The sequence below is a fragment of the Gottfriedia luciferensis genome, assembly GCF_001712755.1.
In the GTDB taxonomy this organism is placed as follows: domain Bacteria; phylum Bacillota; class Bacilli; order Bacillales; family Bacillaceae_G; genus Gottfriedia; species Gottfriedia luciferensis_B.
Map to the genome: position 1 here is coordinate 1 of NZ_MDKC01000016.1, position 23,451 is coordinate 23,451.

Genomic DNA, 23,451 nt, shown 5'->3' on the forward strand with positions numbered 1-23,451 from the left:
CAGAGGTGGAAGCGTGGTGACACGTGGAGCTGACTGATACTAATCGGTCGAGGACTTAACTAACAAGTTTGATAATGACATTATCTAGTTTTGAGGGTACGAAGTACAACTCAATACAAATCAGGTGATTATTGCGAAGAGGTCACACTCGTTCCCATACCGAACACGGCAGTTAAGCTCTTCAGCGTCGATGGTAGTTGGGGGTTTCCCCCTGTGAGAGTAGAACGTCGCCTGGTAAAGAAAAACATCAGCTATTAGGCTGATGTTTTTTTGTGTATGTAAATAAAAAAATTAAAGAACCAAAGTTAAATAATTTAAAACTTGACCAATGTATTTAATCAAAGCTAATTTCACTAGTACTTCACTTAAAGGCATTTGCTTTAAGTAGCAGTTCTTTTGAGGTACTGGGTTTACTTATATATAGAGCACAGCACAGGCAGGCGAAGTAATCAAGAAAACAAGCGTTTGGCGAGTAATTAGAGTCAGAGACTACAAATTTTTGTAGTCCTTTTTTAGTAGTTAGAAGGAACAAAAATAAGATCAAAGCAGGAAAGTAGTATCATGTTAGAAAAAAATATTTAAAATAGAGAGCACAAAATTAGAACTATTTTCATATATTACAAAAAAATAGGCCTTAAATTGTATAAAAAGTTTTTAATTTGCAAAACTAAATAATAAACGAAATTGTTTAATCAATCGTAAATTACACTGGAAAAACACTTAGAGGAGGAATAAAGGTGAATGGTTTATCAAAATGTATAGTTTGTGAAGAGAAAAAGGAACATGGCATTCATATTATAGAAGCATTTGTATGTGAAGAGTGTGAAAAGAAAATCGTAAAAACTGAAACAGACGCACCTATATACAATTCCTTTGTAGAGAAGTTAAGATGTATTAGTACGGTGAAAGAAGAAATTGCGAATTAGAGATTAGCATAAGCGTAATAGACTAATAGTAGTAGTCTAATAAGTTTTTGTAAGTTAAAATAAGATATAAAGTGAAGGACCGATTTTATATACAGGTACCTCTGCCATAATTTATTACTGTTTTGTCACTCCTTAATGTGACTGGACCTTTAAGTAATGGAGAGAACTTGTAAATATAATCGGTTTTTATATTGTCTATAAAATATTGGATTTTGAATTAGGTAGTTGTATTAAAATGTTGAAAAGTATGTTTGGAATGGTTAAATTAAAACCTAACTAAAAAATATACTAGTATAACGATACATACAAATAAATTGCGTAAATTAAAGGAAGAGTTATTGATGAATAAAATGCCATTACTAAATGCACTGAAACAGTTTGTAAATCAAGAAACAATATCTCTACATGTTCCAGGTCATAAAAATGGAAAGCACAATTTTATAAATGAATTAGGATTACCAAATATATTAAATTATGATGTGACAGAATTAAATGGCTTAGATGACTTACATTACCCTTCAGAGGTGATTAGTGAGGCTCAAAAATTGTTAGCGAACGTATACAAAGCAGAAGAAAGTTTCTTTTTAGTAAATGGCTCAACTGTGGGTAACCTAGCTGCAATTTTAGCGTTATGTGGTGAAAATGACGAAGTATTAGTACAACTCAATTGTCATAAGTCAATTTTTCATGGTCTTTTACTTGCTGGAGCAAGACCTATATTCTTACCATTAGATATTGATGAAGAGTTAGGACAGCCACTTGGGGTAAACAGTGAGGAATCTATAAATGTAATAAAAAATTATCCGAAAGCAAAAGCAATCATTTTAACCAATCCTAATTACTATGGAATGTCTCAGAATTTAAAAAATATAATTGAGTTCGCTCATAGTATGGAGATCCCAACAATCGTGGATGAGGCTCATGGAACACATTTTATAATCGGGGATCCCTTTCCAAATGATGCACTCTCTATGGGTGCCGATATTGTCATACAATCAGCGCATAAAACTTTGCCTGCAATGACAATGGGTTCTTATTTACATATAAAATCAAAATTTGTTTGCAAAGATAAAGTAAGAGAAATGCTGAGAATGCTACAAAGCAGCAGTCCCTCTTATCCAATTATGGCTTCCTTAGATTACGCAAGGAGTTTTGTCGAAACATTTTCTCACGATAAGGTGAAAATACTTCAAAAGAAAATTGCCGAATTTATTAAAGAAGTTAATGATTTATCTAGTATACAAACTGTTACATCAAGTCGAATAAACTATACACAAGATTTACTAAAAGTAATCGTAAAAAGTAAAAAAGGTCATACCGGTAAGCAATTACAGGAAATATTTGAAAATGAGGGAGTCTATTCTGAACTATCAGATTGGGGACATGTGCTGTTCATCCTTCCGCTAGATGAAAGAATGGATTTTAATGACCTTGTTAATCGTATAAAAAAAGCAACTGAATCTATGACTTATATTGAAAATAAACAACCTAAGCTTAATATACCTAACTTCACGAGTACAGTTTTACATAGTTACGCTGACTTAAAGAAAAAGAGGAAGTTGGTAAAAGATTTGGCAGATTCGGTAGGAGAAATCTCTGCAGAAAATATAGTGCCTTATCCACCAGGAATTCCTATTTTACTAAAGGGTGAACTAGTTACTACTAAGCATGTTGATTATATTCATGATGTATATCAATATGGAATGACGATTCAAAATTTGATTGAAGATAAAAATTTACAAATTGAAGTATTGATTTAGGAGGAAACACACTTGAAATCTTTATTCATAACATTCGAAGGACCAGAGGGTGCAGGGAAAACAACAATTATAAATATGATATCAGAAGAACTTCGTAAAAGAAGTGTAAATTTTATATCCACTCGAGAACCAGGTGGGATACGGATCGCTGAAAGTATAAGAAATATTATATTAGACACAGAGAATATTGAAATGGACAAGCGTACGGAGGCGCTACTTTATGCTGCAGCAAGGAGACAGCATTTAGCAGAGAAAGTAATCCCTGCATTGGCAGAAGGAAAAATTGTGTTGTGTGATCGATTTGTAGATAGCTCGCTTGCATATCAAGGTGTCGGTAGAGGGATTGGAATAGATGAAATTTATAATATCAATCAATTTGCAATCGATGGATTAATGCCCGATTTAACAATTTACTTTGAGTTAGACCCTAAAGTTGGGTTAAATAGAGTTCACCAAGCAGATGAGAGAGAAATCAATCGACTTGATTTAGAAGAACTAGATTTTCATTTAAAAGTTCAAAGTGGATATGCCGAAATTATGAAGAGAGAGCCATGGCGCTTTAAACGAATTGATGCATCAAACGAGGTCGCTCAAGTATTTAATGATACATTGAAAGTGATTTTAGAAAAAATAGAAGAAATTTAATTATATACAAAACTTGATTACATGAACAATAACATGACGGAACTGGTATAATAGAAGTAGGAATCTATTCGGAACTTAACTAAAAATTACTTGCATCAATAGAAAATTGTAGGCTAAAAGTTAGCCTGAAGTAATTGGTAAAACGATTAAAAAAAAACGATCCAATTTAAAAATATCATTGATTAATTTATAGATATGAGTAGGTGTAAACATGAAAACATCTTGGGAGAAACTAAGCGAGCGTCAACCAGTTGCCACAAAAATGTTAAAAAATGCAGTAATTAAGAACAGGGTAGCTCATGCTTACTTATTTGAAGGCCCAAGAGGAACTGGTAAACGCGAACTTGCATTATACTACACAAAAGTATTACTATGTGAGAATGTAAGTGGCGCTACACCTTGTGGAACTTGTCGTAATTGTAAGCGTGTCGATTCGGGTAATCACCCAAATGTTTATGTAATTGAGCCGGAAGAAGCCTCAATAAAGAAACATCAAATTCAACAATTACAAGAAGAATTCTCTAAAACAGCTGTTGAATCGAATCGAAAAATTTATATAATAGACCATGCTGATCGAATGACGACAAATGCAGCTAATTCTTTATTGAAATTTTTGGAAGAACCGGTCTCGATTACAACTGCATTTTTATTAACTGAACAAGTACAACAAATTTTGCCAACGATACAATCTCGCTGTCAATCAATCCATTTTAATCCATTACCAACAAAATACTTTGAAGAACATCTAGTTAATATAGAGCTCCAATCAAACTTAGTACCATTATTAGCAAGATTAACAAATAGTGAGGCAGTTGCACTTCAAATTGCTGAAGAAGAATGGTTTGCACAAGCTAGAGATTTAGTGATAGAATTATATGAAGCATTATTAACAACAAAAAAAGATAGTCTTCTAGTCATACAACAAAATGTTTCTCGTCATTTTGATACGAAGGAACAGTTACAAATGATGCTTGATATGCTTGTATTAGCCTTTAAAGATATGCTATATATATATGCTGAGCAAGATCAAAATGTTGTTTTTAAAAATGAAGAACCATTAATGAGACAAGCATTAAATCGTATTTCATTAGAGAAAGTAACCACTTGTTTAGAAATCATCCTTTTTGCTAAAAAGCGATTAACATCAAACGCAAATATGTTAATGGTTTTAGAGCAAATGATAATAGAGCTACAGGAGGGATTGTAGATTGTGTACGAAGTAGTCGGAGTACGTTTTAAAAAAGCTGGTAAAATCTATTATTTCGACCCAAATGGATTAGCAATCCCTAAAGATACTTTTGTCATCGTTGAGACGGTGAGAGGGATTGAATTTGGAAAAGTAGTTGTACCGAATAAAAAGGTCGGAGAAAATGACGTAGTCCTTCCGTTAAAAAAAGTCATGCGATTAGCTGATGAGCATGATCGTATGATTGTTGAAGAGAATAAACAATCAGCTAAAGAAGCTTATGAAGTTTGTTCTAGTAAAGTTATGCAACATGAACTAGATATGAAATTAGTTGATGTCGAATATACATTTGACCGAAATAAAGTCATCTTTTATTTTACAGCAGATGGTAGAATAGACTTTAGGGAATTAGTAAAGGATTTAGCTGCAGTATTCCGTACTCGAATAGAATTAAGACAAATAGGAGTACGTGATGAAGCTAAAATGCTCGGTGGGATTGGGCCTTGCGGTAGAATGTTATGTTGTTCAACGTTCTTAGGTGATTTTGAACCAGTATCCATTAAAATGGCTAAAGATCAAAACCTTTCTCTTAACCCGGCGAAAATTTCAGGACTTTGTGGCCGATTAATGTGCTGCTTAAAATATGAAAATGACGAGTATGAGGCTGCAAAAGAACAACTTCCAGACTTAGAGGATATCATCAAGACAGCAGAAGGTCCTGGAAGAGTAATAGGATTGAACATCTTAGAACGAGTTATTCAGGTAGAATTGATCAAAAAAGAACGCGTTGTGGAGTATACCCTAGATGATTTAATTCACGAGGGAGTCGTGTCAATACAAACCACAGATTAAGAGGTGGTAAGATTGGACAAGAAGAATATATTCTTATCTCTTTCCAATATGGAAGAACAAATTCAAGATTTATCAACACAGCTTAGTGATTTAAAACAATATATCGCTGAGCTACTAGAAGAAAATCACTATACGAAAATTGAGAATGATCACTTACGAGAAAGATTAGGTCTAAATAAACGTATAGAAGAAAAAGAACAAATAAAAGACTCAAAGAAGAAAAAGGTACAAAAGGATAAGGATCTTGGGGAAGGCTATGATAATTTAGCAAGATTGTACCAAGAAGGTTTCCATATTTGTAATCTACATTATGGAAGCGTACGTCATGGTGAGGACTGTCTGTTTTGTTTATCCTTCTTTGATAAAAAGTAAAGTAATGGTAGGCTATTCCGGAAGAAGCGAGCGATTACCTTTTTAGAAAACAGCTTTTAAATAAGCTGTTTAAAAAGGTAAAGCGCGCAGGTTCCAAATGGAATAGCTTCTTTTTATGCATTGCTAGTTAATTGTTATACAATTAGGCAATGCTAAAAGATAATATTGGTATGAATTTGAAAGGAACTAATTATGCTTAAAGGTGACGAACGCTTAGATTACTTATTAACCGATGATATGAGGATTATTCAAAGTCCATCCGTTTTTTCATTTTCATTAGATGCAGTTCTTTTATCTAATTTTACATATGTCCCGATCCAAAAAGGTACAATTGTTGATTTATGCTCTGGAAATGGAGTTATTCCATTGATGCTTCACCGAAGATCTAAAGCAAATATATTCGGTGTAGAAATACAAGAGCGACTGTATGATATGGCTAAAAGAAGCGTTGAATACAACAAGTTAGATGAAAAAATATCAATGATTCATGACGATTTAAAAAATGCACCAGATAAAATAGGTAGAGAATTTGTAGATGTTGTTACGTGTAATCCACCATACTTTCAAGATATTCCCACTTCTGAACAGAATATGAATGAGCATTATGCAATAGCGAGACATGAGATTAAAACGAATTTAGAAGAAGTAATCAATGCAAGTAAACAACTTTTAAAGCATGGTGGAAAATTGGCGATGGTTCATCGTCCAGGGCGTATGTTGGATATTGTTACAACAATGCGCAAACATGGTATTGAGCCGAAAAGAATTCAGTTTGTTTATCCAAAAATGGGTAAGGAAGCAAATACACTTCTAATTGAAGGTATTAAAGGTGGGAAGGCTGACCTTAAAATTTTGCCTCCTATCTACGTATATGAGGAAAATAACGAGTATACGGCTGAGTTAAAGGAAATTCTATATGGAAGATCATAAACACTATTTATACGTGCTAGAATGTTCAGATACAACTTTCTATGCAGGATATACAACAAATATTGAACGTAGAGTAAAACAACACAACGATGGAAAGGGTGCAAAATATACAAGGGGTAGGACACCTGTAAATTGTATATTTTTTGAGGAGTACCCAACCAAAAGAGAAGCGATGCAAGCGGAATACGCTTTTAAGCAATTATCAAGAGAAAACAAAGAACGATATATGAGAGGAGGAACTGGTAATGATTAAAAGTCAAAAGAGCTTCTTAAATGAGGAATTAGGCTGTCTTTATTTAATACCAACCCCTATTGGTAACTTAGAAGATATGACGTTTAGAGCGGTACGAATACTAAAAGAAGTAGATTATATTGCGGCGGAGGATACTCGTAACACGAAAAAGCTGTGTAATCACTTCGAAATACAAACGCCATTAGTGAGTTATCATGAGCATAATAAAGAAAAAGCAGGATTAAAGCTTGTAGAAGACTTGAAACGAGGATTAAAAGTTGGATTAGTAAGTGATGCAGGAATGCCATGTATAAATGACCCAGGTTATGAGCTTGTAAAACTTTGTTTAGAAGAAGGTATTTCTGTCGTTCCTTTGCCAGGTGCAAATGCTGCCTTAACATCTTTAATATCATCTGGACTGCCTACTGATTCGTTTTTATACATAGGATTCTTGTCACGTCAAAAGAAAGATAAGAAGAAGCAATTAGAACCGTTAAAGGGACAACGTAGTACAGTCATTTTATATGAGTCTCCACACCGTTTAAAAGAAACGTTACACGTTATTCTTGAAGTATTAGGTGACAGACAAATTGTACTTTGTAGAGAATTAACAAAGAAGTTCGAAGAGTTTTTACGTGGGACAGTTAGTGATGCAATAGACTGGGCAACGAATGAAGAAGTACGTGGAGAGTTTGTAGTTGTTTTAGAAGGGGCATCTGAAGAAGATGTGAAAAACAATGAGGAGTGTTGGTGGCAGGAACTATCAATTAACCAACATGTCGATTGGTACATAAATGAAAAAAATGAAAAAAGTAAAGATGCAATAAAACTTGTTGCGAAGGATCGTTCATTAAATAAAAGGGACGTCTATGCGGAATATCACGAAATTTAATAAGGATTAAAAATGAAGTTAGGCTGTCTTTTTATTTGTTATTCTCTATTCATTTTTTACTTGCTTTTATTTAGAGAATGCAATTAAAATAGGCAGCCTCTTCAATTTAATTATTATCAGCTATAAATTGTTCAATCTCGAATTTTAGAAGCTCTGCGCCTTTTTTACTTAAAACAATTTTGCCATCAGCAACCTCAAGATTATTTTGAGAAATTTCTCCCGTCATCATACAAGTCATATTTGGTTCATACTTTTTTAGGATAATTCGATCATCCTGAACAAATATTTCAAGTGTGTCTCTTTCAGTGATATTTAGTGTTCTTCTTAGTTCAATTGGAATGACTACACGGCCAAGCTCGTCTACCTTACGGACAATTCCTGTAGATTTCATAATTAATCCTCCTAGTATAAAGTTTTTATGAAAATAAATGTGCTATGTAGTCCAAAAAACAGAGATACATAGTGTTACTATGCCAATATGGGTTAATTAAAGAGAAAATGTATGTATATTTACGAGAAATAATAGAAATAGATGTTACTATTGTGTAAAATTTAACTTATAAAATAAGTATGAAGTTGTAATAGTAGATGGGGATATGCAGATAACTCATTTTTCATTTTATAATGAAATGCAAAATCATGCGAATAATTTAGTGTCAATATTTAGAAATTTTTGAAGGAGGATTTTTGGTCAATGAGTAATAAAACTTTTTATATTACAACCCCAATATATTATCCGAGTGGAAAATTACATATAGGTCATGCTTATACGACTGTTGCTGGGGATGCAATGGCTAGATATAAAAGACTTCAAGGTTTTGATGTTTTTTATTTAACGGGTACAGATGAACATGGTCAAAAAATTCAACGTAAAGCTGAGGAATTAAATGTCTCGCCTCAAAAATACTTAGATGATATTGTTGTAGGAATTAAGGAATTATGGACAAAATTAGATATTTCATATGATGACTTTATCCGTACAACAGAAAATAGACATAAAGAAATTGTTGAAAAGATTTTCAAGCAATTACTTGATCAAGGTGATATTTATTTGGACGAGTATGAGGGTTGGTATTCAGTACCGGATGAAACATATTATACTGAAACACAAATTGTTGATCCTCTATATAATGAAGAAGGAAAAATTATTGGTGGAAAAAGTCCTGACAGCGGCCATCCAGTAGAGCTAGTTAAAGAAGAGTCATATTTCTTTAAAATGAGTAAATATGCTGACCGATTACTGAAGTATTATGAAGAAAACCCAGAATTTATTCAACCTGAATCAAGAAAAAATGAAATGATTAATAATTTCATTAAACCAGGCTTAGAGGATCTAGCTGTCTCACGTACTTCATTCGACTGGGGTGTAAAGGTACCTGGCAATGCTAAACATGTAATTTATGTTTGGATTGACGCTTTATCTAACTATATTACGGCTTTAGGTTATGGTTCAGATAATGAAGAAAACTATAAAAAATATTGGCCAGCGAATGTTCATTTAGTTGGTAAAGAAATTGTACGTTTCCACACGATTTATTGGCCGATTATGTTAATGGCATTAGACTTACCATTACCTAAAAAGGTCTTTGCTCACGGATGGTTATTAATGAAAGACGGCAAGATGAGTAAATCAAAAGGAAATGTTGTAGATCCAGTAGTATTAATCGAACGATATGGTTTAGATGCTCTGAGATACTATTTATTACGTGAAGTTCCTTTTGGATCAGATGGTATTTTTACGCCAGAAGGATTCGTTGACCGTATTAATTTTGATTTAGCAAATGATCTAGGAAATTTATTAAATCGAACAATTGCAATGATCCAAAAATACTTTGATGGTAATATTCCTGCAGTTAACGGCACAGTAACAGATTTTGATGAAAACCTTCAACAAATGGCAAAGAACACGAAGGAAACTGTGGAAGCAGCAATGGAAAATATGGAATTTTCAGTTGCATTAACAAATATTTGGCAGTTCGTTAGTCGTACAAACAAATATATTGATGAGACACAGCCGTGGGTACTTGCTAAGGACGAAAGCCGTGTACAAGAACTAGCATCGGTAATGGCGCATTTAGCTGAATCTTTACGTCAAGTGGGGATTTTATTAAAACCTTTCTTAACTCAGACGCCAGCAAAAATTTTCAATCAGTTAGGACTCGTTGATGAAAAGATTCTTTCATGGGATAGCCTAAATAAGTTTGGAGCAATTCAAGAGGATACGAGAGTACAAAAGGGTGAACCGATTTTCCCACGTTTAGAGACAGAGGTTGAAGTTGCATATATTAAAGAACAAATGCAAAGTACTGTAAAACCAGTGGTAGAAGAGAAAGTCGAAGAAACTGTTCCTGAAATTACAATTGATGATTTCTTTAAAGTTCAACTAAAGGTAGCTGAAGTAAAAGAAGCTGGTGCAGTAAAAGGAGCAAAAAAACTTCTAAAACTTCAATTAGATTTAGGAAATGAATCAAGACAAGTTGTATCAGGTATAGCGGAATACTATAAACCAGAAGACTTAATTGGTAGAAAAGTGATCTGCGTAACGAATTTAAAACCTGTAAAGCTTAGAGGGGAATTATCCGAAGGGATGATCCTTGCAGGAAGTATTGAAGGTAAACTATCACTAGCAACAATTGATCAATCATTACCAAACGGTACTATTATTAAATAAAGTTACTAAGAAAAGTATTTCGTGTAAAAACTAACATGAAATACTTTTCTTTTTTGATTTATTTTACTGAAATAATTGTTGTATTGTGCAGAAAATTGTAAAAATATCATAAGAATCACAAAAATGATAATAAATTGTTGATTTATGGCAGGTATTAACAAGTTATTGTTAAAAAATGTCACTATATGAAGAAAATATTACAGATTGATTACAATAGTAAACTAAAAATATTATCAGAATTTTGTTTCAAAAAACAAGAAAGTCTTGATATAACATGGAATTAATTTAAAACATCTTTAAAAATTAATTAGAAATTGCTTAATTTTGACTGTTTCTTTTTGTAACGGAATTGTTAACTGTGCGTTAGGTAAGAAATTTTACGGTATGCTAGACTAAATCTCAGATGAGCAAAGGGGAAGTAAAAATGCTTTTTGATACACATGTACATTTAAATGCAGATCAATACAAAGAAGACCTTGAAGAAGTAATAAGTAGAGCTCTTGAAGCAGGAGTTGTTCATCAAGTAGTTGTTGGCTTTGATCGACCAACAATTACGAAAGCTATGGAATTAATTGAGAAGTATGATTTTCTTTATGCAGCTATTGGCTGGCATCCAGTTGATGCAATTGACGCAACTGATGAAGATTTTGAATGGATTAAGGAATTATCAAAACATCCTAAAGTAGTAGCAATTGGTGAAACTGGATTAGATTACTACTGGGATAAATCTCCAAAGGAAATCCAAAAAGAAGTATTTCGCAAACAAATTCAATTAGCGAAAGAATGCGGACTACCGATTGTCATTCACAATCGAGACGCAACAGAAGACATTGTAACCATTTTAAAAGAAGAAAATGCATCTGAAGTAGGTGGCATCATGCACTGCTTCGGCGGAAGTGTGGAAACTGCAAAAGAATGTATTAAAATGAACTTCTATATTTCATTAGGAGGACCAGTTACATTTAAGAATGCAAAAAAACCAAAAGAAGTTGCGACAGAGATTCCGTTAGAAAATCTATTAATCGAAACGGATTGTCCATACTTAACACCACATCCGTATAGAGGAAAAAGAAACGAACCTAGCTATGTATCACTTGTTGCTGATGAAATTGCACGTTTAAAAAACATATCAGTTGAGGAAGTTCAAAAACGAACTTTCGAAAATGCGTGTAATATTTTTCAGATTAACAAATGATCTCATGAACTAGTACGAATACATAATATTCGTCACAGTTCACGTATGAAGAGTTGAAGAATTTGTCGAAAGAAAACTCTTCTACTTCTAAATCTAGTAAACATACATTCAGTAGAGTAGAAGCACTAGTTAATAGGTTTGGAGCTAGTCAATCTTTTTTCTCAGGCGAAAAGGAGGAGTAAAATCGTGATAGACGCGAATAGGTTACTTTCTAGACTTGGGAGTAGTAAAAAACTAGCAGTACAACTTGCAGGAGCTTTAGTTTTCACTGGATCAGTAGGTACAGGAGCATATGAGGGACTTAAAGAACAAGTAACTCTTGAGGTAGACGGGAAGGAACAGGTTATTCAAACACATGCAAATACTGTGGCTGAATTATTAAAAGAACAAAATATTAATATTACGAATGCAGATGAAATATATCCGTCAGCCAAAACGAAAATATCAGATGATATGGATATTACAGTTCATTTAGCGAAACCTGTTAAACTTACGATCGATGGGCAGGAAAAAGTCATTATGACAACTGCTCAAACGGTAAAGGAATTATTAAAGGAACAAAATATTAAGATCAATCCTGATGATGTTATAATGCCTGCACTGTCAACACCGTTAGAGGAAAATGGTAAGGTATCTTACGAAAAAGCATTCCCTATGGTATTAAATGACGGAGGAGTTTCTAAAAAAGTATTTGCAACTTCGACTACTGTCGCTGACTTTTTAGAAAAGCAGAACATTACATTAAACGAATTTGACCGAGTTGAACCAGGTGCCGGCGAAATGATCAAACAAAATGATACAGTTCGAGTTATCCGTGTCGAAAAAGTCAACGATGTGGTGGAAGAGCCTGTAGATTTTAAAGAAAAAGAGCAAAAAGATTCTTCTATGTATAAGGATGAATCTTCGGTCATTTCAGAAGGTGTAAAAGGGCTTGTTAAACGTAACTTTGAATTGATTAAAGAAAATGGTAAGGTAGTTTCTAAAACGCTAGTAGATGAAACTATTTTAAAAGAACCAGTTGATCGAGTAGTTGCAGTTGGAACAAAGTCTGTACCAACATCAAGTGCATTAGTAAAATCTAGTGCTCCAAAATCAAGTAGTAAGGTAAAAGAAATGTACGTTGAAGCAACTGCATATTCACCTTACGATGCTGGGATGTCTGGTGTAACAGCTTTAGGTATTAATGTTCGTAAAAATCCTAACACAAAACTGATTGCAGTTGATCCAAAAGTGATTCCTTTAGGATCTAAAGTTTGGGTTGAAGGATATGGTGTTGCTATTGCTGGTGATACAGGTGGAGCAATTAAAGGTAGAAGAATCGATATTCTAATGCCTACAAAAGACGATTGTTTTGATTTTGGGCGTCGTACTGTAAAAATTCGTATTATTAGTTAATATTTTTAAAATAGATCGTTGTTTGAATGAAAGTAGAAGGATAAGTCCTTCTGCTTTTTTTTATACTACTTTTAAGAGAGTATGAAGTTTTATTATCCTTATGGTATGATTACATATACTTGTATTGGTTGGAGGAACAAATGAAAATTAAAGAAATCATTGTTGTTGAAGGTAAAGATGATACGGCGGCAATTAAAAGAGCTGTGGATGCAGATACAATTGAAACAAGTGGTTCTGCTATAAATAAGGATACTATAAAATTAATAAAGCATGCTCAGGAGACTCGAGGAGTTATCGTATTTACAGATCCTGATTATCCTGGACAACGTATTCGCTCGATTATTAAAGAACATGTACCAGGATGTAAGCATGCGTTTTTACCAAAGGAAGAAGCTGTTCGTTCAGGTAAAAAAGGATTAGGAATCGAGCATGCTACTAGAGAATCTATTCGAAATGCTTTAATTCATGTTAAGCAGGAATTTATCGAAGTTGAATCTGAAATTACAAAGGAAGATTTAATAGATGCCGGATTAATTGGACATCCCTCTTCAAGTGAAAGACGAGATAAACTTGGTAAAATTCTTAATATAGGTTATACAAACGGTAAGCAACTAGAGAAAAGACTGCAAATGTTTCAAATCTCAAAAGATGAATTTGGGCAAGCAGTAAAAAAAGTTTTAATGGAGGAAAAATAATGAAGGATATCGCGACACCTAGTCGAACGAAAGAAATATTAGCCAAGTACGATTTCTTCTTTAAAAAAAGCTTTGGTCAAAATTTCTTAATTGATACAAATATACTAGAAAACATTGTAAGTTATGCAGATTTAACTGAAGAAAGTTGTGCAATTGAAATTGGACCGGGAATTGGAGCATTAACTGAGCAAATTGCTAAGCGTGCTAAGAAAGTATTAGCTTTTGAAATTGATAATAGACTAATCCCAATCTTAGAAGATACACTTTCACCATATGATAATATACAAATCGTTAATGAAGACGTATTAAAGGCAGATGTTGAAAAAGCGATTAATGAGTATTTGCCGAATGAGTTAGATATAATGGTAGTCGCTAACTTGCCTTATTATGTAACGACACCAATTATCATGAAGCTATTAACAGAAGGTTTACCAATCAGAGGCATTGTTTGTATGTTACAAAAAGAAGTGGCTGACCGTATCTCCGCTAAGCCGGGAACAAAGGATTATGGTTCACTATCAATCGCAATACAGTTTTATACACATGCTTCAACTGTTATGACTGTACCTAGAACAGTCTTTATGCCACAGCCAAATGTTGATTCTGCTGTTATAAAGCTAGTAAAACGTGAAGAACCAGCAGCAGAGGTAATTGATGAATCATTCTTTTTTGAAGTAGTTAGAGCGAGCTTTGCTCAAAGACGAAAAACATTAAATAATAATTTATTAAATAACTTTTCTCATCTTAAAAAGGATAAAGCAATACTTGAAGCTTGTCTTCTAGAGGCAGGTATTGAGGGAACAAGAAGAGGAGAAACTTTATCAATTCAAGAATTTGCAACATTAAGTAATAGTCTATATAAACAAGTAAAAGTAAAATAACAAAGAGATGATTATAAGCTAGTTTACCAACTAGTTTGTAATCATCTTTTTTTTTGCTACTTTATTTTAGTTCTGTTGCCCTACAAAAGTTCAATAAACCTTCTTTTCACCCTTTTTTTTGTCCATACATAATCTAAAAAAAGAGAGCGAACTCGTAGTGTACTTAAGCAATTTTGGAGGGGAAGGCATGTGAATATTAATGTAGGGGATATAGTAGAAAGAGCATCTTATAAATATGACCTAGTTTTTCGAGTAGTGGAGGTAAAACAAATCGGGGATGAAGTCATTGCTGTTTTATATGGTGACGATTTTCGTTTAATTGCTGATGCGCCTTTATCTGACCTGCGAGTAATCATTGAATCAGAGTATCGAGAAAAAGGTAAAAGATCATCTGTTCAAATTGAGGAAAACTACAAACTATTTAAAAGAGAAGCCTTGGAGCAAAAAGAAAAAAGAAGATTTCAAGCAACAAATGGATATAGAACAGATGTAAATCTTTTTCAAATACCAGGTCGGGTACTTCACATCGATGGAGATCCAATTTATTTAAAAAAATGTCTTGAAATGTATAATAAGATGGGTGTCCCCGTTGAGGGAATCTATTGTAAGGAAACAGAATTACCAACAAAAATTGGTTATTACTTAGATCATTATCGTCCCGATATACTCGTTATAACTGGTCATGATGCATACACAAAGGCAAAAGGGGTCGTTACTGATATAGAAGCTTACAGACATTCAAGATATTTTGTCGATGCTGTAAAAGAAGCGCGAAAAAAGGTTCCGTCTTTAGATCACCTTGTAATTTTTGCTGGGGCATGTCAATCTCACTTTGAAGCGATTATACGCGCAGGAGCAAACTTTGCAAGCTCACCAACTAGGGTAAACATACATGCATTAGATCCCGTTTATGTTGTTGGAAAGATAAGCTTCACATCATTTATGGATCGAGTAAATGTTTATGAAGTAGTTCGTAATACAATTACAGGTGAAAAGGGACTAGGCGGAGTAGAAACAAAAGGAATTTTAAGAACAGGGCTACCTTTCCAATCGATGGAAGAGGAGTAAGGAAAAGATTTTCTACATTAGCGAGAGAACTCGTATGTAGAAAATCTTTTTTTTATTCTCATACATAAATTTTCTGATTTTCACAAATAATAATCGGGTGTTGCAAAAAAATATTGACAGGTAACCTGTATCGTTGGTATAATTTTATCTTTTTTGACTTAGTTTACATAAGATGGTATACTTGTCATAGTGAGGTGGTATGAAATGGCAAAAAAATTATCTGAAATAAAGGATACTTTAGATAGTCATGTTGGACAACGACTTACATTGAAAGCAAACAGCGGACGTAGAAAGACTGTAGAACGTTCCGGTGTATTAGCAGAAACATATCCATCCATATTCGTGGTACAATTAGATCAAGAAGAGAACGCATTTGAACGCTTATCTTTTAGTTATGCAGATATTTTAACAGAAACAGTTGAATTGTTTTTCTGTGATGACCATACAAGTGGACTGATGGCGAATGGGCAGTAGAATTTTCTACTGTCCCTTTTCTTTTTATTATTCATGAAATTAAACAGATTTACACATACTAACAATGTCGAAGTGGAAAAAGGGGGTTGCTTTTTTTGGGTAGAAGAAAAAGAGGTATAATGTCACAGAGCTTTAAAGAGGAACTTGCAAAAGATCTTGGTTTCTACGACGTCGTTCAAAAAGAAGGCTGGGGAGGCATTCGAGCGAAGGATGCCGGCAACATGGTTAAAAGGGCAATCGAATTAGCTGAGTTACAATTATCTAATAAGCAACAATAAACAATCTTCACTTCGACAAGCGATTTTGTCTACACATCAAACCGAAGCTAAATGCTTCGGTTTTTGTGAATCTTCCTAAAGAAAATTTACTGATCTAGCTCACTTTCATTGGGGTACATTTTTCTTATGAGTTAATTATGATACAATAGCAAAAAAGTAAGTGTTCATAAGAAGGTGAGAATAGTGAAATTAATGGTGAAGGCTCCTGCGAAAATAAATCTTTCATTAGACGTCGTAGGGAAGAGAGGCGACGGTTATCATGATGTAAAAATGATTATGACAACGATCGATTTAGCCGATCGAATTGAATTAGAGCTTATTCAGGAAGATAAAATTGTCGTTACATCACATAATCGTTACGTGCCTGATGATCAACGCAATTTAGCTTATCAAGCTGCGATGCTACTGAAAGAAATGTTCGGAGTTAAATTAGGCGCACATATTTTTATTACAAAAAATATTCCTGTTGCTGCTGGTTTAGCAGGAGGTAGTTCAGATGCAGCGGCAGTACTAAGAGGTCTGAATAAGCTTTGGAATTTAAATTGTTCGTTAGATGAATTAGCGGTAATTGGGTCTAAAATCGGGTCGGATGTATCATTTTGTGTTTACGGCGGAACAGCAATAGCTACAGGTCGTGGAGAAAAAATTGAACATATCGATACACCACCACCTTGTTGGGTTATTTTAGCAAAACCAACACAGGGAGTTTCAACAGCAACTGTTTATCAAAAGCTTAAATTAGATAATATTCAACATCCTGATGTAGATCGTATGGTTAATGCCATTTCGAATAAAAATTACGACGATATTTGTCAGTCATTAGGAAATGTATTAGAAACAGTTACACTGCAATTACACCCTGAGGTTGCAATGATTAAGGATCAAATGAAGCGTTTTGGTGCAGATGCGGTTTTAATGAGCGGAAGTGGTCCTACAGTATTCGGATTAGTTCGCCATGATTCTAGGATGAATCGTGTTTATAACGGATTAAAAGGTTTCTGCGATCAAGTATACGCCGTTCGGATGTTAGGTGAAAGGGAAAAACTTGATTAAAAACGAATATTATTATAAAATTTTTATAAAATATTCGTGATTTGAGGTGCTGCATGAAAATTAGAAGAAGCTCTCGTCTTGTAGGTATGACACACTATTTGTTGCATCATCCACAACAATTAGTATCATTAACTTTTTTTGCTGATTTATATGCGTCTGCTAAATCATCAGTAAGTGAAGATTTAGGTATTATAAAGCAGACGTTCGAACAGCAAGGAATTGGGACACTTTTAACTGTGCCAGGAGCAGCTGGTGGAGTAAAGTATATTCCTAGTATAAGTAATCAAGAAGTAAATACAGTGATTGAAGAATTATGTGATCTACTTCAAAAACCGGACCGAGTGTTGCCCGGTGGTTACTTATACATGACTGATATATTAAGCAATCCTAACTATGTTAATAGTGTAGGCCGTATGTTTGCATCTATATTCAGTAATCAAAAAATAGATATCGTTATGACAATTGCTACAAAAGGAATTCCTTTAGCGTATGCTGTTGCAAACTTTTTAAATGTACCTGTTGTAATTGTTCGTCAAGATAACAAGGTTACGGAAGGATCAACAGTAAGTATTAATTACGTATCTGGTTCTTCAAAACGTATACAAACAATGTCATTAGCAAAAAGAAGCATCGAGGCAGGTTCTAATGTTTTAATTATTGATGATTTCATGAAAGCTGGTGGAACGGTTACTGGTATGAAAAATTTGCTTAAGGAGTTTCAAGCAAATGTTGCAGGAATCGGTGTATTAGTCGAGGCAGTAAATATTGAAGAAAGATTAGTTGAAGATTATATATCACTTGTAAAGTTATCTGAGGTAAATGAAAGAGAACAGCTTATTCGAGTTGAAAGAGGCAATTTTCAAGAAGAATCATTTATTAAAACGGAAAGCTTATAATCGTTAAATAGATAAGCTAATTGTATATAATGAAGAAGGGGAAGATACATAATGCAATTAATTCATACTGATTATGCACCAAAAGCAATTGGACCATATTCTCAAGCAATAATCGCTAATGGATTATTATACACTTCTGGACAAATTCCATTAACTGTAGAAGGAAATATTGTAGAAGGTGGTATTGAGGAACAAACAAAACAAGTGTTTGCGAACCTTAAGGCTGTTCTAGAAGAAGCTGGAACAGATTTATCAAAAGTAATTAAAACAACTGTATTTTTAAAAGATTTAACAACTTTTGTTGATTTTAATGCAATTTATGAAGAGTTTTTCAATGGACACAAACCCGCAAGAAGCTGTGTCGAAGTTGCAAGACTACCTAAAGACGTATTAGTAGAAATCGAATGTATCGCAGTTATATAAGACCAAAACCTGAAATTATTTTCAGGTTTTTTTTATTGTGTAGAAGTATTACTTAGTCAATATTTTCATAAATAAAAAAATTGAAATTTATGTATTTGTGAATTTTTTGGGTATTATGATGGGCTTTAATATAATTTCTCTATTTTTATCCTTTTCTATAATGAAACTTGGCTTACTTGCAAATTTCTTGTTTTCTCCTTTGAATACCTATTCTTCTAAAGGTCTCAAATATAACGGATTGAGAGTCACTTAATATCAACAAACTATAGTAATTGTTTATTCTTGAGAAGTTAAAAATATTTAATAGTTAATTTCTATAAAAAAGTTCAATTGATAGTTTAATAAAATATTTAATATTGATTGACCAATAAACTGATTAATAAACGACTGTTAGTATACGCTAAGCAAAGGACTATTTGATTCGATTTTTATTAAAAACTTTTTTTGATGACTAAGTTGATTGGAACGAAGGGGTGCTCGACTCCTATGGGATAAGCGGGAAGCCCGAGACCCCGCAGGCTAGCCGAGGAGGCTCGGGACTCGCCCCATGGAAAGCGAGCACCCCGTAGTGGAAATCAACATCACTCTACGCCTTTAATTTGGTAATTTTATGACAAGGATGTTTTCCAACAGCGTGAAAAAACTTGAAATTATTTTCAAGTTTTTTTATATTCATTAAAATTCAATTAAAATAATCCGATAAATAAGTTAAGGACATTAATTTAGTAAACATTTGTAAAAATTAAATAATTTAAATAAAAAATTTTCCAAAAAGAAGGAAATTATTGATAATTGTTGAAACTTACTAATTATGGTTTAAGTTGATAAAGGTGGTGAACTAGATGGAAGTGACAGACGTAAGACTACGCCGCGTAAACACGGAGGGTCGTATGAGAGCTATCGCATCAATTACATTAGATCATGAATTTGTTGTTCATGATATTCGCGTAATCGATGGTAATAACGGTTTATTTGTAGCAATGCCAAGTAAACGTACTCCGGATGGAGAGTTCCGTGATATCGCTCATCCGATTAACTCTTCAACTCGTAGCAAAATACAAGATTCTGTATTAGCTGAATATCACCGTGTAGGTGAGTTAGAAGAAGACTTTGAAGAAGCAGGTGCTTCTTAAAAATATGACCAAAAAGAACCCATTAATGTATAATGGGTTCTTTTTTTATGGTATAATAAAATGGATGTATTTTGTGGAAAAATATTAAAATTAGCATTTTGAGCTACCAGGTATAGGTATTTAGATTGATGGAGGATGACTATGTCAAATAAATATGCGATTGTTCTAGCTGCAGGAAAAGGTACTAGAATGAAATCAAAATTATATAAAGTACTTCACCCTGTTTGTGGGAAACCTATGGTTCAACATGTTGTAGACCACGTATTGTCAGTTGGTGTACAAAATATTGTAACTGTTGTAGGTCACGGAGCGGAATTAGTTAAAACACAAATAGGTGATCATAGTGAGTATGCTCTACAAGCTGAGCAATTAGGTACTGCACATGCTGTTATTCAAGCAGCGCCAATGTTAAAGGATAAAAAAGGAACTACTTTAGTAATCTGTGGTGACACACCATTAATTTCGCCAGAGACAATTCAAGCCTTATTCGATGAGCATGAAAGATTACAAGCAAAAGCTACAATTTTAACAGCTCATCTTGAGGATTCAACTGGTTATGGTAGAATAATTAGGGGCGAAAATGGGTCTGTATTAAAAATTGTTGAGCATAAGGATGCAAGTCCAGAAGAGCTAACAGTTCAAGAAATCAATACAGGTACATATTGCTTTGATAATAAAGCATTATTTGAAGCATTAAATGAAGTAAACAATAATAACGCTCAAGGTGAGTACTACTTACCAGATGTTATTGAGATACTAAAAGCAAAAGGCGAAATAGTAGCTGCATATAAAACAGCAAATTTCGATGAAACATTAGGTGTAAATGATCGTTATGCATTATCTATTGCAGAATCAATCATGCGCAAAAATATAAACAAAAAGCATATGTTGAATGGTGTAACGATTATCGATTCGGCTAGCACATATATCTCTGCAGATGCAAAAATTGGTTCGGATACAATTATTTACCCTGGTACAATGATCTATGGAAATAGTATAATTGGAGCGGGTAGTACAATTGGCCCAAATACTGAAATTATCGATAGTGAAATTGGTAATGATACAGTTATTAAACAATCAGTTGTACATGAAAGTAATATCGGTCATTCAACTACAGTTGGACCATTTGCTCACATTCGTCCGGCATCAACATTAGGTGATGAAGTTCGAATTGGAAATTTTGTTGAAACTAAGAAAGTTACTTTTGGTAACGGAAGTAAAGCATCTCATTTAAGCTATATTGGTGACGCGGAAATTGGTCAAGGTGTTAATCTTGGTTGTGGCTCAATCACTGTGAACTATGATGGTAAAAATAAGTTTAAAACAACGATTGAGGACAATGTCTTTGTTGGTTGTAATTCAAATTTAATTGCACCTGTAACTGTGAAAAAAGGTTCATACATTGCAGCTGGTTCTACGATTACTGATGAAGTTCCAGAAGATTCACTAGCAATTGCAAGAGCAAGACAAGTGAACAAAGAAGGTTACTATAAAAATTAATTATAGATAAAAAGAAAAGAAAAAAAGCGGAGGGTACACGAAACATGCCTAATCATTATCCAGACAAGCATTTAAAAGTATTTACTCTAAACTCGAATCCTAAATTAGCTGAAGAAATTGCAAAACACATTGGTGTAGAGCTTGGTAAATGTTCGGTTTCTCGTTTTAGCGATGGAGAAGTGCAAATTAACATTGAGGAAAGTATCCGTGGTTGTGATGTATTTATCATTCAATCAACAAGTTTCCCTGTAAACGAAAGTATTATGGAATTATTAATTATGATTGATGCTTTAAAACGTGCATCAGCAAAAACAATTAACATTGTAATTCCTTACTACGGTTACGCTCGTCAAGATCGTAAAGCTCGTTCACGTGAGCCGATTACATCAAAGTTAGTTGCAAATCTACTTGAAACTGCGGGATCAACTCGAGTGATTACACTTGATTTACATGCTCCACAAATTCAAGGATTCTTTGATATTCCGATTGATCACTTATTAGGTGTACCTATCCTTTCAGATTACTTTAGAAAAAAACAGCTTGAAGATATCGTAATTGTTTCTCCTGACCACGGTGGAGTAACAAGAGCTCGTAAAATGGCAGATCGTCTAAAAGCTCCTATTGCTATCATTGATAAACGTCGTCCAAAACCAAATGTTGCTGAAGTTATGAACATCATCGGTAATATTGATGGTAAAACGGCTATCTTAATTGATGATATTATTGATACAGCGGGTACAATTACACTTGCTGCTAATGCATTAGTAGAGCATGGTGCAAAAGAAGTATATGCATGTTGTACACACCCTGTATTGTCTGGACCGGCAATTGATCGTATCGAAAACTCTTGTATTAAAGAATTAGTTGTAACAAATTCAATTTGTCTTACTGAAGATAAAAAGACTGATAAACTTGTTGAATTATCAGTTGCTGGCCTATTAGGTGAAGCGATTATCCGTGTATATGAAGAGCAATCAGTAAGTACTTTATTTGATTAATATAAAAATTACATCTTTGCTTTGAAACTTATAAGAGGACGTAACCAGAAGTGGTTACGTCTTTTCGTAATATAACCAAGTGAATTAGAATGGAGGATAATAAATGAAGCTGTTTGTAGGATTAGGCAACCCAGGTAGAGAGTATGAAAGAACGCGACATAATATTGGGTTCATTGCGATCGATGAATTAGCTCACCGATGGGGCTTTTCTTTAACCCAACAAAAATTTAATGGTATTTATACTTCAGGAATTGTGAACGGAGAAAAAGTTTTCTTGTTAAAGCCTTTAACATATATGAACTTGTCAGGTGAATGTGTAAGACCATTTATGGATTATTTTAATATTGATCTAGAAGATCTTGTCGTTCTATATGATGAAATGGATATTCCAACGGGAAAGCTACGTCTGCGTACAAAAGGAAGTGCTGGGGGGCATAATGGTATAAAGTCATTAATTCAGCATTTAGGAACACAAGAATTCCAACGAGTTCGAATTGGTGTAGATCGTCCATCAAATGGGATGAGTGTCGTAAATCATGTATTATCAAACTTTTTTGAAGAAGAAATTGCAGAAGTAGTTGATGGTGTAAAAAGAGCTGCAGATGCATGTGAATATTTTTTAAAGCATTCTTTCGTGGATGTAATGAATCAATATAATAAAAAATAAAAAACAGGAATTTAAGCTTTCACATTGAATAAGTATAGTTAGTACAATCCATACTGTATATATGAATTTTATGTAGTATGGAGGAAGTAATGGAATTATTAGATTGTCAGTGTCGGTATTGTAGTAAACAAATGGGTAGTATTGAAAAACAACAGTTGTTACAAGTTTCGTCTTCGTATTGTCATTCTTTCGATGAAGAACTAAGCGATTTTGTAAATTTTATTCAATCTCCTAATCAAGTAATTTATATTGTGTGTGAGGATTGCGAAATGACTCTATCTGAGTTTCCACATTACCATGAATATAAGAATTTCATAAATTAAATTGCC

Annotated in this window: 26 protein-coding genes and 1 rRNA gene; 26 read left to right on the forward strand and 1 reads right to left on the reverse strand. The window is 33.6% G+C overall.

The features are described from left to right. Positions 1 to 120: 120 nt before the first annotated feature. The 10 genes from rrf to rsmI all read left to right on the forward strand — a co-directional run bounded on the left by rrf (position 121) and on the right by rsmI (position 7,795). Positions 121 to 236 (forward strand): 5S ribosomal RNA (gene rrf / locus BED47_RS12485). A gap of 501 nt (positions 237 to 737) precedes the next feature. Beyond that, positions 738 to 926 carry a sigma factor G inhibitor Gin gene (locus BED47_RS12490; protein WP_248267553.1) on the forward strand — a complete coding sequence of 63 codons (189 nt, stop codon included), beginning with the start codon at positions 738 to 740 and terminating at the stop codon, positions 924 to 926. A gap of 341 nt (positions 927 to 1,267) precedes the next feature. Continuing rightward, on the forward strand, positions 1,268 to 2,686 hold the full coding sequence (locus tag BED47_RS12495; protein WP_069033938.1) for an aminotransferase class I/II-fold pyridoxal phosphate-dependent enzyme: 1,419 nt from the start codon (positions 1,268 to 1,270) through the stop codon (positions 2,684 to 2,686). A 12-nt stretch (positions 2,687 to 2,698) separates the two neighbouring features. Further along, on the forward strand, positions 2,699 to 3,331 hold the full coding sequence (tmk, locus tag BED47_RS12500) for a dTMP kinase (protein ID WP_069033939.1): 633 nt from the start codon (positions 2,699 to 2,701) through the stop codon (positions 3,329 to 3,331). 211 nt (positions 3,332 to 3,542) lie between these two features. Then, complete coding sequence (gene holB, locus BED47_RS12505) at positions 3,543 to 4,538, forward strand: DNA polymerase III subunit delta' (RefSeq protein ID WP_069033940.1); 996 nt, start codon at positions 3,543 to 3,545, stop codon at positions 4,536 to 4,538. Positions 4,539 to 4,541: 3 nt separating this feature from the next. Further along, positions 4,542 to 5,369 carry a PSP1 domain-containing protein gene (locus tag BED47_RS12510; RefSeq protein WP_069033941.1) on the forward strand — a complete coding sequence of 276 codons (828 nt, stop codon included), beginning with the start codon at positions 4,542 to 4,544 and terminating at the stop codon, positions 5,367 to 5,369. A gap of 12 nt (positions 5,370 to 5,381) precedes the next feature. After that, positions 5,382 to 5,741: a DNA replication initiation control protein YabA gene (gene yabA / locus BED47_RS12515; protein WP_069033942.1), complete on the forward strand. Its 360-nt coding sequence runs from the start codon at positions 5,382 to 5,384 to the stop codon at positions 5,739 to 5,741. Between the two features lie 189 nt (positions 5,742 to 5,930). Continuing rightward, the gene (locus BED47_RS12520; RefSeq protein ID WP_069033943.1) at positions 5,931 to 6,671 is read left to right on the forward strand and encodes a tRNA1(Val) (adenine(37)-N6)-methyltransferase; all 741 of its coding nucleotides are present in this window, start codon (positions 5,931 to 5,933) and stop codon (positions 6,669 to 6,671) included. Beyond that, the gene (locus BED47_RS12525) at positions 6,658 to 6,924 is read left to right on the forward strand and encodes a GIY-YIG nuclease family protein (RefSeq protein WP_069033944.1); all 267 of its coding nucleotides are present in this window, start codon (positions 6,658 to 6,660) and stop codon (positions 6,922 to 6,924) included. The genes BED47_RS12520 and BED47_RS12525 overlap by 14 nt, the downstream gene beginning before the upstream one ends. Continuing rightward, entirely contained in the window at positions 6,920 to 7,795 is an 876-nt protein-coding gene (gene rsmI / locus BED47_RS12530) for a 16S rRNA (cytidine(1402)-2'-O)-methyltransferase (RefSeq protein ID WP_091024816.1), read from the forward strand. The genes BED47_RS12525 and rsmI overlap by 5 nt, the downstream gene beginning before the upstream one ends. A gap of 106 nt (positions 7,796 to 7,901) precedes the next feature. Here the strand turns inward: rsmI and BED47_RS12535 are convergent, their stop codons facing one another. After that, positions 7,902 to 8,186 (reverse strand): AbrB/MazE/SpoVT family DNA-binding domain-containing protein, encoded by a 285-nt coding sequence (locus BED47_RS12535; protein WP_069033946.1) that lies wholly within the window; start codon positions 8,184 to 8,186, stop codon positions 7,902 to 7,904. A gap of 303 nt (positions 8,187 to 8,489) precedes the next feature. Between BED47_RS12535 and metG the strand changes: the two genes are divergently transcribed. The 16 genes from metG to BED47_RS24525 all read left to right on the forward strand — a co-directional run bounded on the left by metG (position 8,490) and on the right by BED47_RS24525 (position 23,445). Beyond that, positions 8,490 to 10,466 carry a methionine--tRNA ligase gene (gene metG, locus BED47_RS12540; protein ID WP_069033947.1) on the forward strand — a complete coding sequence of 659 codons (1,977 nt, stop codon included), beginning with the start codon at positions 8,490 to 8,492 and terminating at the stop codon, positions 10,464 to 10,466. 424 nt (positions 10,467 to 10,890) lie between these two features. After that, the gene (locus tag BED47_RS12545) at positions 10,891 to 11,661 is read left to right on the forward strand and encodes a TatD family hydrolase (protein WP_069033948.1); all 771 of its coding nucleotides are present in this window, start codon (positions 10,891 to 10,893) and stop codon (positions 11,659 to 11,661) included. Positions 11,662 to 11,847: 186 nt separating this feature from the next. Continuing rightward, on the forward strand, positions 11,848 to 13,056 hold the full coding sequence (locus tag BED47_RS12550) for a G5 and 3D domain-containing protein (protein WP_069033949.1): 1,209 nt from the start codon (positions 11,848 to 11,850) through the stop codon (positions 13,054 to 13,056). A gap of 140 nt (positions 13,057 to 13,196) precedes the next feature. After that, entirely contained in the window at positions 13,197 to 13,751 is a 555-nt protein-coding gene (gene rnmV, locus BED47_RS12555; RefSeq protein ID WP_069033950.1) for a ribonuclease M5, read from the forward strand. After that, a complete protein-coding gene (gene rsmA, locus BED47_RS12560) occupies positions 13,751 to 14,632 on the forward strand; it encodes a 16S rRNA (adenine(1518)-N(6)/adenine(1519)-N(6))-dimethyltransferase RsmA (protein WP_069033951.1) in 882 nt (293 codons plus the stop codon). The genes rnmV and rsmA overlap by 1 nt, the downstream gene beginning before the upstream one ends. Before the next feature lie 189 nt (positions 14,633 to 14,821). Then, entirely contained in the window at positions 14,822 to 15,700 is an 879-nt protein-coding gene (gene yabG / locus BED47_RS12565; protein ID WP_069033952.1) for a sporulation peptidase YabG, read from the forward strand. A gap of 204 nt (positions 15,701 to 15,904) precedes the next feature. Further along, on the forward strand, positions 15,905 to 16,174 hold the full coding sequence (veg, locus tag BED47_RS12570) for a biofilm formation stimulator Veg (RefSeq protein WP_069033953.1): 270 nt from the start codon (positions 15,905 to 15,907) through the stop codon (positions 16,172 to 16,174). Between the two features lie 119 nt (positions 16,175 to 16,293). After that, the gene (locus BED47_RS12575; protein WP_069033981.1) at positions 16,294 to 16,452 is read left to right on the forward strand and encodes a small, acid-soluble spore protein, alpha/beta type; all 159 of its coding nucleotides are present in this window, start codon (positions 16,294 to 16,296) and stop codon (positions 16,450 to 16,452) included. 183 nt (positions 16,453 to 16,635) lie between these two features. Beyond that, entirely contained in the window at positions 16,636 to 17,505 is an 870-nt protein-coding gene (gene ispE, locus BED47_RS12580; protein WP_069033954.1) for a 4-(cytidine 5'-diphospho)-2-C-methyl-D-erythritol kinase, read from the forward strand. 53 nt (positions 17,506 to 17,558) lie between these two features. Then, complete coding sequence (purR, locus tag BED47_RS12585) at positions 17,559 to 18,401, forward strand: pur operon repressor (RefSeq protein WP_056474490.1); 843 nt, start codon at positions 17,559 to 17,561, stop codon at positions 18,399 to 18,401. A 51-nt stretch (positions 18,402 to 18,452) separates the two neighbouring features. Next, positions 18,453 to 18,824: a RidA family protein gene (locus tag BED47_RS12590; RefSeq protein ID WP_069033955.1), complete on the forward strand. Its 372-nt coding sequence runs from the start codon at positions 18,453 to 18,455 to the stop codon at positions 18,822 to 18,824. A gap of 842 nt (positions 18,825 to 19,666) precedes the next feature. Next, positions 19,667 to 19,957 carry a septation regulator SpoVG gene (gene spoVG / locus BED47_RS12595; RefSeq protein ID WP_056474486.1) on the forward strand — a complete coding sequence of 97 codons (291 nt, stop codon included), beginning with the start codon at positions 19,667 to 19,669 and terminating at the stop codon, positions 19,955 to 19,957. A gap of 141 nt (positions 19,958 to 20,098) precedes the next feature. Next, positions 20,099 to 21,457 (forward strand): bifunctional UDP-N-acetylglucosamine diphosphorylase/glucosamine-1-phosphate N-acetyltransferase GlmU, encoded by a 1,359-nt coding sequence (glmU, locus tag BED47_RS12600; protein ID WP_069033956.1) that lies wholly within the window; start codon positions 20,099 to 20,101, stop codon positions 21,455 to 21,457. A 44-nt stretch (positions 21,458 to 21,501) separates the two neighbouring features. Continuing rightward, a complete protein-coding gene (locus tag BED47_RS12605; protein ID WP_069033957.1) occupies positions 21,502 to 22,455 on the forward strand; it encodes a ribose-phosphate diphosphokinase in 954 nt (317 codons plus the stop codon). A gap of 103 nt (positions 22,456 to 22,558) precedes the next feature. After that, positions 22,559 to 23,122, forward strand: coding sequence for an aminoacyl-tRNA hydrolase (pth, locus tag BED47_RS12610; RefSeq protein WP_069033958.1), 564 nt, complete (start codon positions 22,559 to 22,561; stop codon positions 23,120 to 23,122). A gap of 89 nt (positions 23,123 to 23,211) precedes the next feature. Next, the gene (locus tag BED47_RS24525) at positions 23,212 to 23,445 is read left to right on the forward strand and encodes an anti-sigma-F factor Fin (protein WP_056474476.1); all 234 of its coding nucleotides are present in this window, start codon (positions 23,212 to 23,214) and stop codon (positions 23,443 to 23,445) included. Positions 23,446 to 23,451 lie beyond the last annotated feature (6 nt).

Excerpts from the sequence above, each read along its gene's own strand:
- BED47_RS12495 (WP_069033938.1), top strand. The coding sequence starts at position 1,268 with ATGAATAAAATGCCATTACTAAATGCACTGAAACAGTTTGTAAATCAA.
- holB (WP_069033940.1), top strand. The coding sequence starts at position 3,543 with ATGAAAACATCTTGGGAGAAACTAAGCGAGCGTCAACCAGTTGCCACA.
- BED47_RS12525 (WP_069033944.1), top strand. The coding sequence starts at position 6,658 with ATGGAAGATCATAAACACTATTTATACGTGCTAGAATGTTCAGATACA.
- BED47_RS12535 (WP_069033946.1), bottom strand. The coding sequence starts at position 8,186 with ATGAAATCTACAGGAATTGTCCGTAAGGTAGACGAGCTTGGCCGTGTA.
- metG (WP_069033947.1), top strand. The coding sequence starts at position 8,490 with ATGAGTAATAAAACTTTTTATATTACAACCCCAATATATTATCCGAGT.
- BED47_RS12545 (WP_069033948.1), top strand. The coding sequence starts at position 10,891 with ATGCTTTTTGATACACATGTACATTTAAATGCAGATCAATACAAAGAA.
- rnmV (WP_069033950.1), top strand. The coding sequence starts at position 13,197 with ATGAAAATTAAAGAAATCATTGTTGTTGAAGGTAAAGATGATACGGCG.
- rsmA (WP_069033951.1), top strand. The coding sequence starts at position 13,751 with ATGAAGGATATCGCGACACCTAGTCGAACGAAAGAAATATTAGCCAAG.
- veg (WP_069033953.1), top strand. The coding sequence starts at position 15,905 with ATGGCAAAAAAATTATCTGAAATAAAGGATACTTTAGATAGTCATGTT.
- BED47_RS12575 (WP_069033981.1), top strand. The coding sequence starts at position 16,294 with ATGTCACAGAGCTTTAAAGAGGAACTTGCAAAAGATCTTGGTTTCTAC.
- purR (WP_056474490.1), top strand. The coding sequence starts at position 17,559 with ATGAAAATTAGAAGAAGCTCTCGTCTTGTAGGTATGACACACTATTTG.
- BED47_RS12590 (WP_069033955.1), top strand. The coding sequence starts at position 18,453 with ATGCAATTAATTCATACTGATTATGCACCAAAAGCAATTGGACCATAT.
- spoVG (WP_056474486.1), top strand. The coding sequence starts at position 19,667 with ATGGAAGTGACAGACGTAAGACTACGCCGCGTAAACACGGAGGGTCGT.
- glmU (WP_069033956.1), top strand. The coding sequence starts at position 20,099 with ATGTCAAATAAATATGCGATTGTTCTAGCTGCAGGAAAAGGTACTAGA.
- BED47_RS12605 (WP_069033957.1), top strand. The coding sequence starts at position 21,502 with ATGCCTAATCATTATCCAGACAAGCATTTAAAAGTATTTACTCTAAAC.
- pth (WP_069033958.1), top strand. The coding sequence starts at position 22,559 with ATGAAGCTGTTTGTAGGATTAGGCAACCCAGGTAGAGAGTATGAAAGA.
- BED47_RS24525 (WP_056474476.1), top strand. The coding sequence starts at position 23,212 with ATGGAATTATTAGATTGTCAGTGTCGGTATTGTAGTAAACAAATGGGT.